Annotated in this window: 12 protein-coding genes; 8 read left to right on the top strand and 4 right to left on the bottom strand. The window is 65.9% G+C overall.

Annotation, left to right across the window (positions count from 1 at the left end; all coding sequences use genetic code 11):
- The first annotated feature begins 23 nt into the window (after positions 1 to 23).
- The 7 genes from MUB52_RS04610 to MUB52_RS04580 all read left to right on the top strand — a co-directional run bounded on the left by MUB52_RS04610 (position 24) and on the right by MUB52_RS04580 (position 8601).
- Positions 24 to 1244, top strand: coding sequence for a helix-turn-helix transcriptional regulator (locus tag MUB52_RS04610; protein ID WP_263843020.1), 1221 nt, complete (start codon positions 24 to 26; stop codon positions 1242 to 1244).
- Positions 1245 to 1416: 172 nt separating this feature from the next.
- Complete coding sequence (locus tag MUB52_RS04605) at positions 1417 to 2712, top strand: amidohydrolase family protein (RefSeq protein WP_263843019.1); 1296 nt, start codon at positions 1417 to 1419, stop codon at positions 2710 to 2712.
- Between the two features lie 43 nt (positions 2713 to 2755).
- Entirely contained in the window at positions 2756 to 3739 is a 984-nt protein-coding gene (locus MUB52_RS04600) for a BMP family protein (protein WP_263843018.1), read from the top strand.
- A gap of 15 nt (positions 3740 to 3754) precedes the next feature.
- Positions 3755 to 5113, top strand: coding sequence for an amidase family protein (locus MUB52_RS04595; RefSeq protein ID WP_263843017.1), 1359 nt, complete (start codon positions 3755 to 3757; stop codon positions 5111 to 5113).
- Entirely contained in the window at positions 5110 to 6630 is a 1521-nt protein-coding gene (locus MUB52_RS04590) for an ABC transporter ATP-binding protein (RefSeq protein ID WP_263843016.1), read from the top strand. The genes MUB52_RS04595 and MUB52_RS04590 overlap by 4 nt, the downstream gene beginning before the upstream one ends.
- Positions 6620 to 7663 carry an ABC transporter permease gene (locus MUB52_RS04585; RefSeq protein ID WP_263843015.1) on the top strand — a complete coding sequence of 348 codons (1044 nt, stop codon included), beginning with the start codon at positions 6620 to 6622 and terminating at the stop codon, positions 7661 to 7663. Before MUB52_RS04590 ends, MUB52_RS04585 begins: the two co-directional genes overlap by 11 nt.
- Entirely contained in the window at positions 7660 to 8601 is a 942-nt protein-coding gene (locus MUB52_RS04580) for an ABC transporter permease (protein ID WP_263843014.1), read from the top strand. Before MUB52_RS04585 ends, MUB52_RS04580 begins: the two co-directional genes overlap by 4 nt.
- A 46-nt stretch (positions 8602 to 8647) precedes the next feature.
- Here MUB52_RS04580 and MUB52_RS04575 read toward each other — a convergent pair whose 3' ends face one another.
- Genes MUB52_RS04575 through MUB52_RS04560 form a run of 4 tightly spaced genes read right to left on the bottom strand, consistent with a single transcriptional unit; the run spans position 8648 to position 12573 of the window.
- On the bottom strand, positions 8648 to 9304 hold the full coding sequence (locus tag MUB52_RS04575; RefSeq protein ID WP_263843013.1) for an ABC-type transport auxiliary lipoprotein family protein: 657 nt from the start codon (positions 9302 to 9304) through the stop codon (positions 8648 to 8650).
- Positions 9301 to 10650 carry an MlaD family protein gene (locus MUB52_RS04570; RefSeq protein WP_263843012.1) on the bottom strand — a complete coding sequence of 450 codons (1350 nt, stop codon included), beginning with the start codon at positions 10648 to 10650 and terminating at the stop codon, positions 9301 to 9303. Before MUB52_RS04570 ends, MUB52_RS04575 begins: the two co-directional genes overlap by 4 nt.
- Positions 10651 to 10666: 16 nt before the next feature.
- Entirely contained in the window at positions 10667 to 11452 is a 786-nt protein-coding gene (locus MUB52_RS04565; protein ID WP_263843011.1) for an ABC transporter ATP-binding protein, read from the bottom strand.
- Positions 11449 to 12573 (bottom strand): ABC transporter permease, encoded by a 1125-nt coding sequence (locus tag MUB52_RS04560; RefSeq protein WP_263843010.1) that lies wholly within the window; start codon positions 12571 to 12573, stop codon positions 11449 to 11451. Before MUB52_RS04560 ends, MUB52_RS04565 begins: the two co-directional genes overlap by 4 nt.
- 221 nt (positions 12574 to 12794) lie before the next feature.
- Here MUB52_RS04560 and MUB52_RS04555 point away from each other — a divergent pair, with 221 nt between their 5' ends.
- A complete protein-coding gene (locus MUB52_RS04555) occupies positions 12795 to 13508 on the top strand; it encodes a GntR family transcriptional regulator (RefSeq protein ID WP_263843009.1) in 714 nt (237 codons plus the stop codon).
- The last annotated feature ends 12 nt before the right edge of the window (positions 13509 to 13520 follow it).

The raw sequence follows: 13520 nt of genomic DNA, 5'->3' as shown, positions 1-13520 counted from the left end.
AGGCCCGTTGCGTCGGATTTGAGATGGATATTGCGACCCAATCGGCCGAGCTTGAGACCTGGCGGCTGGCGCTTGCCGTCGGTGTACTCATGGTCTCGGCCTTTTGCGCGCATCTTTTGCTTCTGCCGGGTCCCAACCGGTCGGTCCGCCTGCCGCTGGGCGTGTTCTTTCTCTCGAATACAGCGCGGCTGGTGGCGCTGCCGGTGGAGCATCTGACCCTCGGCAATCCGATGCCGCTGATGAGCCTGGCGCTGGACTTGGCCGAGGTGCCCCTGAGCACAGTGCAGCCGATGCTGCTGTGGCTCTACGTTCGACGACTGACGGCCGACCCGACCCGGCCCGACGCCCCCATGCGCACCCGGCTGCATGCGGCGCCGGTTGTCTATGCGGTGGTCACCTATGTGTTTGTCCTTGCGCAGCAGGCCGGGGTGTCTGCTGGCCTCGATGTTGCAGTGCAGCTGCAACCGGTGACCATCGGTCTTTTGTGGTCCGTGACGTTGCTCTTTTACGCGCTTGTTCCTCTCTACGCCGGTCTGACGGTGCGGCGGTTGCTGGCCTACAGAACCCGGCTGAAGGACCTCTATGCCAGCACCGAGGGTCGAGAATTGCGGTGGATCTGGGCCCTGACGGCGGTTGTTGCGCTTTTCTGGGGGGTCAACCTGATCAGCATCCTGCTGGAGGCGGCGGGGACCGCAAAAGCTATGCTTACACCCGCGGTGTCGTTCTTTGCTGGTGCGCTGGCGCAGATTGCGCTCTTGTGGACCATCGCGATCTGGGGCGTGCGCCAACAGCCCGGTATGATGCCGAAGCGGCCCGTCGCAGTTGAAAAGCGGGCGCCGACCAAGACTGTGCGGAAATACGGACATGCGGCGCAGGACGGCGCGCATCTGGCCCGCATCGCGGGGAAAATCGACAAGTCGATGGCAGAGGGCAGGCTCTACCGCGACCCTGAACTGTCGCTTTGGGATCTGGCCGAGCGTGTCGGGGCCAGGCGGCACTATGTGTCGCAGGCGCTCAACGAGCGGCTGGGTCAGAACTTCTTTGACTATGTGAATGGCTTCCGCATCGAAGAGGCCAAGCGGCAGTTGGCCGAAACAGAAGGTTCGATCCTGAGCATCACATATGATGTCGGCTTCAATTCCCGTTCGGTCTTCTACCGCGCCTTCAAGCAGAAGGTCGGCATGACGCCGTCGGAGTATCGGCAAAGCGCCACCGCCGACGACCGTCAGCCGGCCCGCGCCTGAAGCAGCGACATCCCTCTGAACGATATGGCACCACTTGGGCGGAGAGCCGCAGGCCGATTGCGGCCAAAATGGCCGAAAGATCGGTCAGAGCGCGTTTTCGGCAGGCCGCCGAATGAAATCATTGGAGGTTCTCGAAATTCTCCGTATCGTGGCGGCAAAAGGGTGTCGGGGGATGCTGGATCTCATTATCAGGAACGTCCGCTTGCCGGATGGGCGCGGGCCTTTGGATGTTGCCATTCGGGGCGCCGTGGTGGCAGATATCGCGCCCGCAATCGAGGCGGAGGCGCGCGAGGACATCGACGGAAGGGGCCAGTTGCTCTCTCCGCCCTTCGTCGATCCGCATTTCCACATGGATGCGACGCTGAGCCTCGGCCTGCCGCGCCTCAACGTCTCGGGCACCCTGTTGGAGGGCATCGCGCTCTGGGGCGAGCTGAAACCGCTGCTGACCGTCGAGGCCGTCGCGGCGCGCGCGATGCGATACTGCGATCTGGCGGTGTCGCAAGGTCTGCTGGCGATCCGCTCGCATGTGGATGTCTCCACCGCACCGCTGGTTGGCGTCGAGGCCTTGTTGGAGGTGCGCCGGAAAGTGGCCCCCTACATCGATCTTCAGCTGGTCGCCTTCCCTCAGGATGGGCTTTTCCGCGCGGCGGAGGCCGAAGCCAACCTGCTGCGCGCGCTCGACATGGGCGTCGACGTGGTCGGCGGCATTCCGCATTTCGAACGGACCATGGCCGAGGGCGCGCGGTCGGTCACGCGGCTTGCAGAGATCGCGGCAGAGCGCGGCCTGATGCTGGATCTGCACTGCGACGAGAGCGACGACCCGATGTCCCGGCACATCGAAACACTGGCGCATGAGACAACGCGGCTGGGACTTGGCGAGCGGGTGGTGGCAAGCCATGCGACGGCAATGCATTCTTATGACAACTACTACGCCAGCAAGCTGGTCCCGCTGATCGCGGAGTCCGGGATGAACATTGTGCCGAACCCGCTGATCAACATCACGCTGCAGGGCCGGTCCGATACCTATCCGCGGCGCCGTGGCCTGACGCGGGTGCAGGAGTTGCGCGGCGCCGGCGTCAACGTGGCCTTCGGGCAGGATTGCACGATGGATCCGTGGTATCCGCTCGGCTCTGCCGACATGCTTGAAGTGGCACATATGGGCGTACACGCGGTACCGATGACCTCGCGCGAGGCGATGGCCTGGGCCTTCACCTCGGTCACGCTCAACGGTGCCAGGGCAATGGGCCTGCCGGACCCGACACTCCGCAAGGGCGGTCCGGCCAATATGGTGCTTCTGCAGGCGCGGGACCCGATCGAGGCGGTTCGGATGAAGGCCACCCGGCTGGCGGTCATTCGCAGTGGCAAGGTGCTGTCGCGCACAGCACCGCGGGTCGCGACGCTCGACCTGCCGGACCGTCCCGACACGCTCGACCCGGCGGCCTATGCGCCCGTTGCCGAGGATGGGTAGCCCCACACAACAGATTGAAAGACCAACAAGGAAGGATCTCCAGATGACACTCAAGACCACACGTCGCCACCTTATGGTCGGCGCTGCCGCAACGCTTGCGCTGCCGGCCTACCTCCGCCGCGCCACCGCGCAATCGGTGATCCGCGTGGCCGCCGTGCACAACTCGCCCGTGGAAAACGCTTGGAACAGCCGCATCCATCTCGCCTTTCAGGAGGCCGCAGCCGCGGGCAGCATTTCCTACGAATTCTCGGAAGGGGTCGCGCCCACGGATTACCCCCGCGCCATGGCGGAATACGCCGAAGGTGGCGCGCAGCTTGTCTGGGGCGAGTCCTACGCTGTTGAGCGCGAGGCCCGTGAAGTTGCCGCGGACTATCCCGAAACCGCTTTCCTCATGGGCTCCTCCGGCGGCCCGCAAGGCGACAATTTCGGTGTCTTCGGGACGCGCAACCACGAGGCGGCATATCTTGCCGGCATGCTGGCCGGGCGTATGTCGCAAAGCAACGTCTTCGGCTCGGTCGGCGGCTATCCGATCCCCGAGGTCAACCTGCTGATCAACGCCTTCCGCGCCGGTGTGCGCGAGGTGAACCCCGATGCGAGCTTCCTCAACGGTTTCATCGGCGCTTGGTTTGACCCTGCGCGCGCCAAGGAGGCGGCCATTGCCCAGATCGACGCAGGTGCAGATATCCTCTTCGGTGAACGTATCGGCACCGCAGATGCCGCCGAAGAGCGCGGCATCAAGGCGATTGGCTCGCTCATCGACTATACGCCACGGTATCCAGGCACGGTCTTTGCCAATGCGATCTGGAACTACGGTCCGACCATCGCGGCCATCGTTGCGGACATTCAGGCGGGCACTGCGGTGGGGCGCGACTATACCGAGTATTCCTTCATGGCCTACGGCGGGAACGAGCTGATCTATGTGCCCGAGGACGTGCCGGCCGAGGCGATCCCGCCGATGGAGGCCAAGCAGGCGGCGATCTCGTCCGGCGAATGGACCCTGCCGATCGACGAGAGTGAGCCGGCCTGACCGGCGGTCGCACCGATGAGCGATGCCACGGCCCTCGCAGCCGCGATCCGTGAGGGGCGCACCACCGCGCGCGCGGCCATGGAGCAGAGCCTCGCGGCAGCTTCGGCGCGCGAGGGGTTTGGCGCCGTGGTGCATCTCGATGCGGTCGCAGCACGCGCTGCGGCCGCCGCCGCCGATGCGGTCCCTCCCGACCAACGCGGTCCGTTCCATGGCGTGCCGTTTCTGGTGAAAGACCTCGGCGGCGCGGCCCGCGGCCTGCCTGCTGCGGCGGGGTCGGCCGCCCTGCGCCGGCGGCGGCTGGTGCCCCGGGCCGATTGTGATCTGATGAAGGCATTCAGGACTTCCGGCCTCTTGCCCTTCGGATTGACGGCGACGCCGCCCTTCGGTCTGTCGCTCAGTTGCGAGCCAGAGGCACTGCCGCCGACCCGCAACCCCTGGAACCCGGATCTCACGCCGGGCGGCTCGTCCGGCGGAGCGGCTGCCGCCGTGGCGGCCGGGATCGTTGCCATCGCACATGCCACCGATGCGGCGGGTTCGATCCGGGTGCCCGCAGCCTGCTGTGGTCTGACCGGTCTCAAACCCTCGCGTGGGTCGGTGCCGGGCGGGCCCGACTTCCGCAATCATCTCATGGGCATCGTGTCGGAACTGGTGCTGGCCCGCTCCGTCTGCGACGTCGAAGCGACGTTCCAGGCTGTGCGTCAGCCGGGCGTGGCACCTCCGGCGCGGATACAGCGGCGGGTTGGGCTTGCGCTGCCAGAGCGTTGCGGCGCCGCGCAGCGCCGTGCCGCGGACGCTGCTGCCGATGCCCTGCGCGATGCGGGTTATGAGGTGCAGGAGATCCCGGCTCCGGATCGCATCGGGTCGGAGGCGCAGGAGGTGGCCTGGACCATCCTCGCCGTGTCGCTGGCCGAGTGGCTGGCAGCACTCGACATCTCCGATGACGAGGTGCCACCGCTGGCTGCGGCCATGGCCGCCGAGGGGCGCAGGATGCCCGCCACCGAACTCTTTGCCACGGCCCGTGAGGGCGCGCGTTTGGCCGACGCGGCCTCGGCGCTCTTCTCGGAGGCAGATGCGCTCCTCATGCCCATGCTTGCGGCGCCACCGCCGCCCGTCGGGGCGTTCGATCTTTCGGGCACGAACACCACTCTTCACAGGGAGCGCCTCGGTGCCTTTGCGCCGAATGCGGCGCTGGCCAATGTGGCAGGCCTGCCTGCGCTTGTGCTGCCGTTCGGATGCGCAGACGGGCTGCCCCTGGGGGTGCAACTGATCGGGCCGCGCGGGGCCGATCAGACACTCCTCGATCTGGGCGCCGAGATCGAGGCGCGCGCGCCCGCGCTCTCCTTTCCCTTTCCGATTGCAGGGCTGCCGGCATGACCAAGGTGCTGGAGCTTGAGGGTATCACCAAGCGGTTCGGCGCCCTCACCGCCAATGAGGATGTGACGCTCTCGCTGCATCAGGGGGAAATCCTTGCGCTGCTGGGCGAGAACGGCGCGGGCAAGACCACACTGATGAACATCCTCTTCGGACACTACGCCGCCGATGCGGGATCTGTCCGTGTCTTCGGCCAGGAGCTGCCGCCCGCCACCCCTCGGGCGGCCATCGCCGCCGGTGTCGGGATGGTGCATCAGCATTTCACCCTCGCCGGAAACCTCACGGTGCTCGACAACCTGATGCTGGGCTCCGAACCGCTGACCCGGCTCCGGTCGGCGCGGATCGCGGCGCGGAGAAAGCTGCTGCAGATCGCCGACCGCTTCGGCCTCCCGGTGGATCCGGATGCGAGGGTGGGGCGTCTTTCGGTGGGCGAGCGTCAACGTGTCGAGATCCTGAAGGCGCTCCATCGCGATGCCCGGATCCTGATCCTCGACGAACCCACTGCGGTGCTCGCGCGCCCCGAGGCGCAGCGGCTCTTCGAGACATTGCGCGACATGACCCGCGAGGGGCTGTCGCTCATCTTCATCAGCCACAAGCTGCACGAGGTGATGTCGGCCTCGGATCGCGTCGCGGTTCTGCGGGGAGGCCGGATGGTGGCCGAGCGTGCGACGGCCGAGACCAGCCCCGCGGAACTGGCCGAGCTGATGGTCGGCCGCAGAGTGGAGCGGCCTGTCCGTGAAGCGCATCGGACCGGCGGACCGGTCCTCGTGGCAGAACGGGTCTCGGTCGGGCCGCAGGGCGCGAGGGCGCTGGATGAGCTGTCCTTCACGGTGCAGGCCGGTGAAATCCTCGGCATCGTTGGCGTCTCGGGCAACGGGCAGGCCGCTCTGGGCGCGCTGCTGTCGGGGCTCATGCAACCAAGCGCCGGGCGCCTGACGCTTGCGGGCGAGAACGTCGCAGCGCTCGGTCCGCGCGGCATGATCCGGGCAGGCGCCGCGCGGATCCCCGAGGATCGTCACGTCGAAGGCGTGGTGGGCGAACTCGGCCTCTGGGAAAACGCCGTGCTCGAGCGGCTGCGCACGCCGACTTTCTCGCGCATGGGGTTCGTGCGCCGTGCCGCCTGCAAGGCTCATGCCGCCGAGATCGTCGCCCGCTTCGATATCCGCGGCGCCACGCCGGAGACCCGCACGCGGCTCCTGTCCGGGGGGAATATGCAGAAACTGATCCTGGGCCGGGTGCTGTCGTCAAATCCGCGCTTCGTTCTGGCGAACCAGCCGACCCGTGGGCTCGACGAAGGGGCGATTGCCGCGGTGCATGCCGAGTTGCTGGCGGCCCGGACGGCAGGGGCGGCGATCCTGTTGATCTCGGAGGAGCTGGAGGAGGCCGTCGCGCTCTCCGACCGCATTCAGGCGATTGTGAAGGGCCGATTGTCCGAGCCGATCGGTGCCGACGAGGCCGACCCCCAGCGGCTTGGGCTGATGATGGCGGGCGTTTGGGAGGCGCAAGCCCATGCGTCTTGAACGCCGCGCCCACGCACCGCTGCACTTGGTCCTGCTCGCGCCTTTGGCCGCCATCTGCGCGGCATTGCTGCTGGCGGCGGGGTTGATCGCGGCGGCGGGGGTGAACCCCTTGGGCGCCTATGGGGAGATGCTGCGCGGAGCGCTGGGGTCGCGGCTGTCCATCACCGAGATGCTGACCCGCGCCACCCCGTTGATCTTCACCGGGCTGGCCGCCGCCGTCGCGTTTCGCGCAAAGCTCTGGAACATCGGCGGCGAGGGCCAGTTCTTTGCCGGCGCTCTCATCACCGCCTGGATCGGGCATACGCTGGCCGCACCAGGCTGGCTCGGGGTGCCGGTTCTGCTGCTCGCCGGAATGGCGGCGGGGGCGCTGCTGCTGGCGGGTCCGGCCTATCTACGGCTGCGGTTCGGCGTGGATGAAGTGGTGACCACGCTGCTGCTCAACTTCATCGTGGTGCTCTTCGTCGGGTTGATGATCGAGGGCCCACTGCGGGATCCGCTGGCCTTCGGCTGGCCGCAGTCGGTGCCCGTGGACAGCAGCTTCCGGCTGCCCGATCTGATCCCGCGGACCCGGCTTCATGTCGGGCTTCTGATCGGTGTCGCCGCGGCCGGTCTGGTCTGGCTTGTGCTGGCGCGCACGGTCTTCGGGGCCGAAACCCGCGCAGCCGGTCTGAATGCCCGGGCGGCCGCCTTCGCCGGTATCTCTCTGCCGCGAACGCTGATGGGCGTGGCGCTGCTGTCGGGCGCGCTGGCTGGCCTCGCCGGGTCGGTCGAGGTGCTGGGCGTGACCGCCGGGGTGACCACGACCATGAGCCCGGGCTTCGGCTACGCCGGCATTGTGGTGGCCATGCTTGCAGCGCTTCACCCCGCGGGCGTGGTGGCGGCCGCGATCTTCGTCGCCACGGTCTTTGTCGGCGCGGACGCCATGAGTCGCGCCACCGGTGTGCCCAGCTTCATTGCAGATGTCATCGTCGCCCTCTGCCTGCTGACCATGATCGTCGCCCTTCTCTTCACCACGTACCGGGTGCGCCGATGACCGAGGCAATGGATCTGCTGCTGAACACCAGCCTCTGGGCCGCAGTGCTGCGCATCGCAACGCCGCTCATCTTCGGGGTGCTGGGCGCGCTCCTGTGCGAGCGCGCCGGGGTGCTCAACCTGGGGATCGAAGGCATCATGACCATGGGCGCGATGACCGGGTGGCTGGCAGTCTTCTTGGGCGCGCCGCTCTGGGTCGGTCTGCTGGTTGCGGCTCTCTGTGGTGCTGCGATGGGGCTGGTCCACGCGATCCTCACTGTGCCTCTTGGCCTCTCGCAGCATGTGTCAGGGCTCGGCATCACGCTCTTCGCCTCGGCGCTGGCCTACTACCTCTATCGCTTGATTGTCGAGGTGGGTGACCTACCGCCCACGATCGAGCCGTTCCGCGCCCTTGAGATCCCACTGCTGTCGGATCTGCCGCTGCTTGGACCTGTGCTTTTCTCACAGGCAATGCCTACCTATATCGCGCTTTTTGCGGTGGCCGTGATGGCCTATGTGCTCGCGCGCACACCGCTTGGGCTTGCGATTCGCATGACCGGCGAGAACCCGCACGCGGTCGAAGCCCAGGGGCTCAACCCGTTCCGGATCCGGATCGGCGCGGTTGTTGCAGGCTCGGCCCTGATGGCCGTTGGCGGCAGTTTCCTGACCATGGTTGCCTTCGACAGCTTCTTTCCCGGCATGGTGCAGGGCCGGGGCTGGATCTGCATCGCGCTGGTGGTCTTCGCATCCTGGCGTCCGGGCAAGGCGCTTCTGGGCGCGCTGCTCTTTGCATTTTTCGATGCGTACCAGCTGCGCCTTCAGACTGTGGTCGAAGGGGTGCCCTATCAGCTCTTCCTCATGGCGCCCTACATCCTGTCGATTGTGGCCCTGATCCTCGTGGCACGGCGCGCCGAGGTTCCCGCAGCCCTGATGACCCCCTACCGGCGGGGAGAGCGGTAGGGCCCCACCGGTGCGGTCACAGGGAACGCCGCCAAGTTCGGATCACTCAGCCCTCACCCGTTGCGGCGTGCTGCGCGATCGTGCGAATGCTCCACTCTATGGCATCGCGCATCGTGTCGCCGAGCGCTTCATCGAAGGCTTGCGTGACGTCATCGGGCGCGTCGGAGGCAGAGGGCACGATCTCCTCGAACGAGCGCGAGCCGATGATCCGATCTGACAGCGAGTCGATCAGCTTGATGTTCAGGCGCACGTCGATCTGAAGCGCGGAGGCGTCCGGGCCGGGCGGAACAATGGCCTGAAACTCGCGGATGTCCGTGACGATCAGGTAGTCCGCGCGCAGGCCGATGGTGGAGCTGCCGACCGCGGGCACCTTTCCGGTATTCTCGAAGCTCTCGATCATCAGCGCCTGGACGATCAGGGGTGCGCGGTCGACCCAGCGCACGCCGGGCAGGTACTGAACCTGAAGCGGGGTCGGTTGCACTGCGATCTGGTCGGTGTCGACCGCAGCGGTGGCGGTCGGCTGTTGCACCACGATCTGATCGCGCAGCTGCGGCAGCGAGGCGCTGAAGGTGCTCTTCGGGCTGAGCACATAGAGATCCGTCGGCGTGGTCACACCGGACAGGTTCGCAAGCCCGGTGCAGCCGGAGAGCGCCGTCAGCAACAGGAGGAGCATAATGCGCGCCGCGCGGGACATCATCATCATCGGCGGAACTCCGAATTTTGGGTGCCGAGGAGAAAGCGCGCCGGGTCGCGTTCGATCTTGTTCACAAGGCGCTCCAGGTTGACGACAAGGCCACGCGCCTCTTCGGTGAAGCGCAGAAACTCCGGCAATCCGACACGGAGGAACTCGGAGAGCTGGCGTTCGTTGCCGGTGAAGACCTCGTCGAGCGTCCCGGTGAATCGCGCCGCAGATTGTGATGCGGCCAGAACCTCGCCGGAGATCGAGTCGATATTCGTTGCCGCGTCCTCCACAGCGGTGGTGAAGGCGGTGGCTGCGCCGCGCAGGTCCTCGACAATGCTGCCGATGTCGTCCGCGATCAGCGCATTTGCCGAGCTGAAGGTCTCGTTGGCCGATGTGAGTGTCTGTGATGCATCCCGCATGGCGGTATCGATGAGTTCCAGTGACGCGGTGGCCCGGTCGAAGGCCTGTGTGGCAGATGCGAGGGCGGTCTCGCCCTCGTCTGCCAAGGTGTTCAGCCGTCCGGTGACGGTGTCGGCATTCTCGCCCAGACGCTCGATCACCTCCCCGCCAGACCGGACCGTGCTCCGCAGGTCGGAGGCAAGCGGTGTGAGCTGATCCGTCGTGAAGGTCTCGATGGTTGTGATGGTCTCATTTGCACTGTCAAAGGTCTGGCCTGCACGGTTCAGCATGTCGTTGGCCGTCGTCAGCGTGGTTTCCGCCGTATCGCCCAATCGTTCCAGCCGGTCGGCGAAAGCAGCGACACCCTGCGCGGCCGAACCCAGATCGGCCGAGAGCGTCTCGACATCGCTGAGCACGCTGTCGAGCCGGCCCGAGGATGTGGCGAGGTTGTCGAGGATGGTGGTCACGGCCTGCCGGTTCTGATCATCGAAGACGGTGTTGATGTCGTCGAGCAGCCCGATCGCGCGTTCGAGCAACTCGGGCGCGCCCTCGAAGACCGATTGCAGCGCCGATCGCTCAGAGCGGATGACCGCGTCTTCCGGAAGCGGCTGCGCGGTTTGCGATCCGCCCGACAAGGCGACATAGCTGACACCGGTGACCCCCTGCGCCTGCAGCCGTGCCACGGTTTCGGAGGTGATCGGGGTCTCCGCTTCCACCTCGATGCGCACGCGGACGCGCGACGGGTCCTGTTCGTCGAGCGCGAGGTCGATCACCTGCCCTACGGGGAGGCCGCTGTACCGCACACCGCTGGCCGCGCCCAGGCCCGCGACATCATCGAACAGGATATCATAGTACGCATACTGCCGGTCGACTTCGATCTTGGCCAACCACAGCAACAGGCCAACGGCGCCAATCACCCCCAGCAGGGTGAAGACACCGATCAGCAGGTAGTTCGCCTTGGTCTCCATAACCGCCTGTCCGCTCCTATGTCTTGTCCTGGGCGGCACGCGCCCGCGGCCCGGTGAAGTAGGCCTGCACCCAGGGGTGATCGACTTTGGCCATCTCCTCGATCGGGCCCTCGACGAGCAATTTCTGCTCCGCCAGCACTGCAATTCTGTCGCAGATCGCATAGAGACTGTCGAGGTCATGGGTCACCATGAACACCGTCAGCCCCAGCGCGCGCTTGAGCTCGCCGATGAGGTCGTCATATGCGGCGGCACTGATCGGATCGAGGCCCGCGGTGGGCTCATCCAGAAACACGATCTCGGGGTCCAGCGCGAGGGCGCGCGCCAGAGCTGCGCGTTTGCGCATACCGCCCGACAACTCGGAGGGCAGCTTGCCGCAGCTGAAGGGGGGCAGGCCGACAAGGCTGATCTTCAACTCCCCGAGCGCTTTCATCAGGCCATGCGACAGGTTCAGGTGTTCTCGCATCGGTGCCATGACATTCTGAAGCACGGTCAGCGACGAGAAAAGCGCGCCGTCCTGGAAGGCGACACCCCAGCGGCGTTCCGTGTCGGCCCGGTCCTGTCGGCTGCCATGCAGGACATCGGCGCCCAGCACGTGGATCGACCCTGCCGCCGGACGGTTCAGCCCGACAATCGTGCGCAGCAGAACCGATTTGCCGGTACCCGATCCTCCGACGATGCCAAGGACTTCGCCCCGCCAGACATCGAGGTCGAGCTGGTCGTGCACCACCTGCGGGCCGAATTGCGTCCGCAGACCCCGGACCCGGATCACGGGCTCTCGGTTGGTGTCGGGCGGAGCGGTCACAGGCCGAGCTCGGCGAAGAGGATCGAGAACAGCGCATCTGCCGCGATGACCAGGAAGATCGACTGAACGACCGAAATTGTGGTGTGGCGTCCGACGCTGTCAGCCGATCCGCGCACCTGCATCGCCTGCCAGCAGGCAACCGTCGCGATGATGGCGGCGAAGACCGGCGCCTTGATCATCCCGATGGCGAGGTGCCAGATGTCGGTGTTCTCGTGAAGGCGGGTGATGAACATGCCGGGGCTCACGTTCAGCTCTGCCCAGCTCATCAGCGCTCCGCCCACAAGCCCAGAGATATTGGCGATAAAGCCGAGGATCGGCAGCACGATGACAAGCGCGATCACCCGCGGCAAGACCAGCACCACGATGGGGTCGAGGCCGAGGGTGCGCATCGCGTCGAGCTCTTCGCGCACCTTCATGGAGCCGATCGACGCCGTGAAGGCCGAGCCCGAGCGGCCCGCAACGATGATCGCGGTCAGCAGGATGCCCAATTCCCGCAGGATCGAGATGGCGATCAGGTCGACGACAAAGACCTCGGCGCCGAACTGGCGCAGCTGCGCCGCGCCCTGAAAGGAGAGGACCACCCCGATCAGGAAGCTCATCAGGACCACGATGGGGATGGCGTTGAGGCCGGTTTCCTCCATCTGGCTGACCAAAGCGGCAGGGCGCCAACGGCGCGGGCGCAGAGCGGTGGCCGCAAAGGCGGACAGCACCTCGCCCATGAAGCTCAGCAAGGACACCATGGACCGGCCCACGTTTGCGGTTGTCTCGCCGATCCCGGTGATCCACGGAATGATGCCGCGCGGCCGATCTTCGATGCCTTCTTCTTTGGGCAGGGCGGCGGCCACCTTTGCGATCAGATCGGTCCGCGGCGTGTCTGATTCACTGAAGGCGATCCGCACGCCCTGCTTTTCAAGCCGCGCTTGCAGATCGGCGATCAGCCAGGCACCGCCCGTGTCCATTGCATCGAGCCCGCTCAGGTCGATCTGCAGGGCAGGCGCCTGAACGGTCGTGTTGCGGAAGTCCATCTCGACGCTCGCAAGGGTCTCAGTGACCAATCGCCCCGAGAGCCGCAGGGTGGCCGGGTCGCCGGTATCGTCCAGACTGAGCAGGGCTGATGTCATGGTCGTCAAGATCCAGCGGTGCGCGAGCTTCGGTGTCCGTGTTTCACATCTTAGGGATTGCACCCGGGGCAACAAGTCGTGCGTTGCCTGTCAGCGCAATCACGCGTCACCCCTGAACGTCCGCTTGGACGTACCCAAGGGGGCACTGAGGGAACCTGCGAAAGATATACTCCGTTGACTTGTATGGTAGTAGGGAAGTATGCATCTCTTCGGGGGAATGGATGAATCTGGTTTTGGGTGATCTCAACCGGTGGCGCCTGGATCCGCTACAAGCGGTAGCGCCACAACTGCGGCTCATTCTACGCAGCCGCATCATCCGCAATGATCTGCGCCCCATGAGCCGGCTGTCGGAACCTGAGTTGGCCAAGCACTATGCCGTCAGCCGCCAACCCGTGCGCGAGGCCTTCATCACCCTTGTGAATGAAGGGCTGCTCGAAATCCGCCCGCAGCGGGGCACCTTCGTGAAACGGATCGACTACCAATCCGTCTTGGACGGCCGGTTCGTGCGAGAGGCGGTCGAAGCCGATATCGTCCGGCTTCTCGCCGCAAACCCCGATCCCGCTTTGATCCGCGAGCTGCGCCACCAGATCGCAGGGCAAGCGGATGTGGCGCGTCGCAATTTCAGTCATTTCATTGAGCTCGACGAGGCCTTTCACCGCACGCTCGCCCATGCTGCGGGGGTCGAGAGCGCTTGGGAGTACCTCAACGCGATCAAATCGCAGATGGACCGGGTGCGCTTCATCTCGAACGAGGAATTTCCGGTCGCGCGCCTCATCAAGCAGCACGAAACGGTCGTGGACACCATAGAGCGCTCCGACCGGGATGCGGCCGAGCAGGCCATGCGCGCGCATCTGAGGGAGATACTGAACGCGCTGCCGAAAATTCAGACGCTGTATCCGGACTACTTCGAAGGATCACCGTCAAACCCGGACTGATGCTTTTCAAAC

Origin of the sequence: Roseobacter sinensis (genome assembly GCF_025755255.1) — a bacterium.
GTDB lineage: Bacteria > Pseudomonadota > Alphaproteobacteria > Rhodobacterales > Rhodobacteraceae > Roseobacter > Roseobacter sinensis.
Note: the sequence above shows the minus strand (reverse complement) of the source record. Positions and strands in the feature narration are given on the sequence as shown.

Coding starts and splice junctions, on each gene's coding strand:
- MUB52_RS04610 (WP_263843020.1), top strand. CDS start 24: ATGGATATTGCGACCCAATCGGCCGAGCTTGAGACCTGGCGGCTGGCG.
- MUB52_RS04605 (WP_263843019.1), top strand. CDS start 1,417: ATGCTGGATCTCATTATCAGGAACGTCCGCTTGCCGGATGGGCGCGGG.
- MUB52_RS04600 (WP_263843018.1), top strand. CDS start 2,756: ATGACACTCAAGACCACACGTCGCCACCTTATGGTCGGCGCTGCCGCA.
- MUB52_RS04595 (WP_263843017.1), top strand. CDS start 3,755: ATGAGCGATGCCACGGCCCTCGCAGCCGCGATCCGTGAGGGGCGCACC.
- MUB52_RS04590 (WP_263843016.1), top strand. CDS start 5,110: ATGACCAAGGTGCTGGAGCTTGAGGGTATCACCAAGCGGTTCGGCGCC.
- MUB52_RS04585 (WP_263843015.1), top strand. CDS start 6,620: ATGCGTCTTGAACGCCGCGCCCACGCACCGCTGCACTTGGTCCTGCTC.
- MUB52_RS04580 (WP_263843014.1), top strand. CDS start 7,660: ATGACCGAGGCAATGGATCTGCTGCTGAACACCAGCCTCTGGGCCGCA.
- MUB52_RS04575 (WP_263843013.1), bottom strand. CDS start 9,304: ATGATGATGATGTCCCGCGCGGCGCGCATTATGCTCCTCCTGTTGCTG.
- MUB52_RS04570 (WP_263843012.1), bottom strand. CDS start 10,650: ATGGAGACCAAGGCGAACTACCTGCTGATCGGTGTCTTCACCCTGCTG.
- MUB52_RS04560 (WP_263843010.1), bottom strand. CDS start 12,573: ATGACATCAGCCCTGCTCAGTCTGGACGATACCGGCGACCCGGCCACC.
- MUB52_RS04555 (WP_263843009.1), top strand. CDS start 12,795: ATGAATCTGGTTTTGGGTGATCTCAACCGGTGGCGCCTGGATCCGCTA.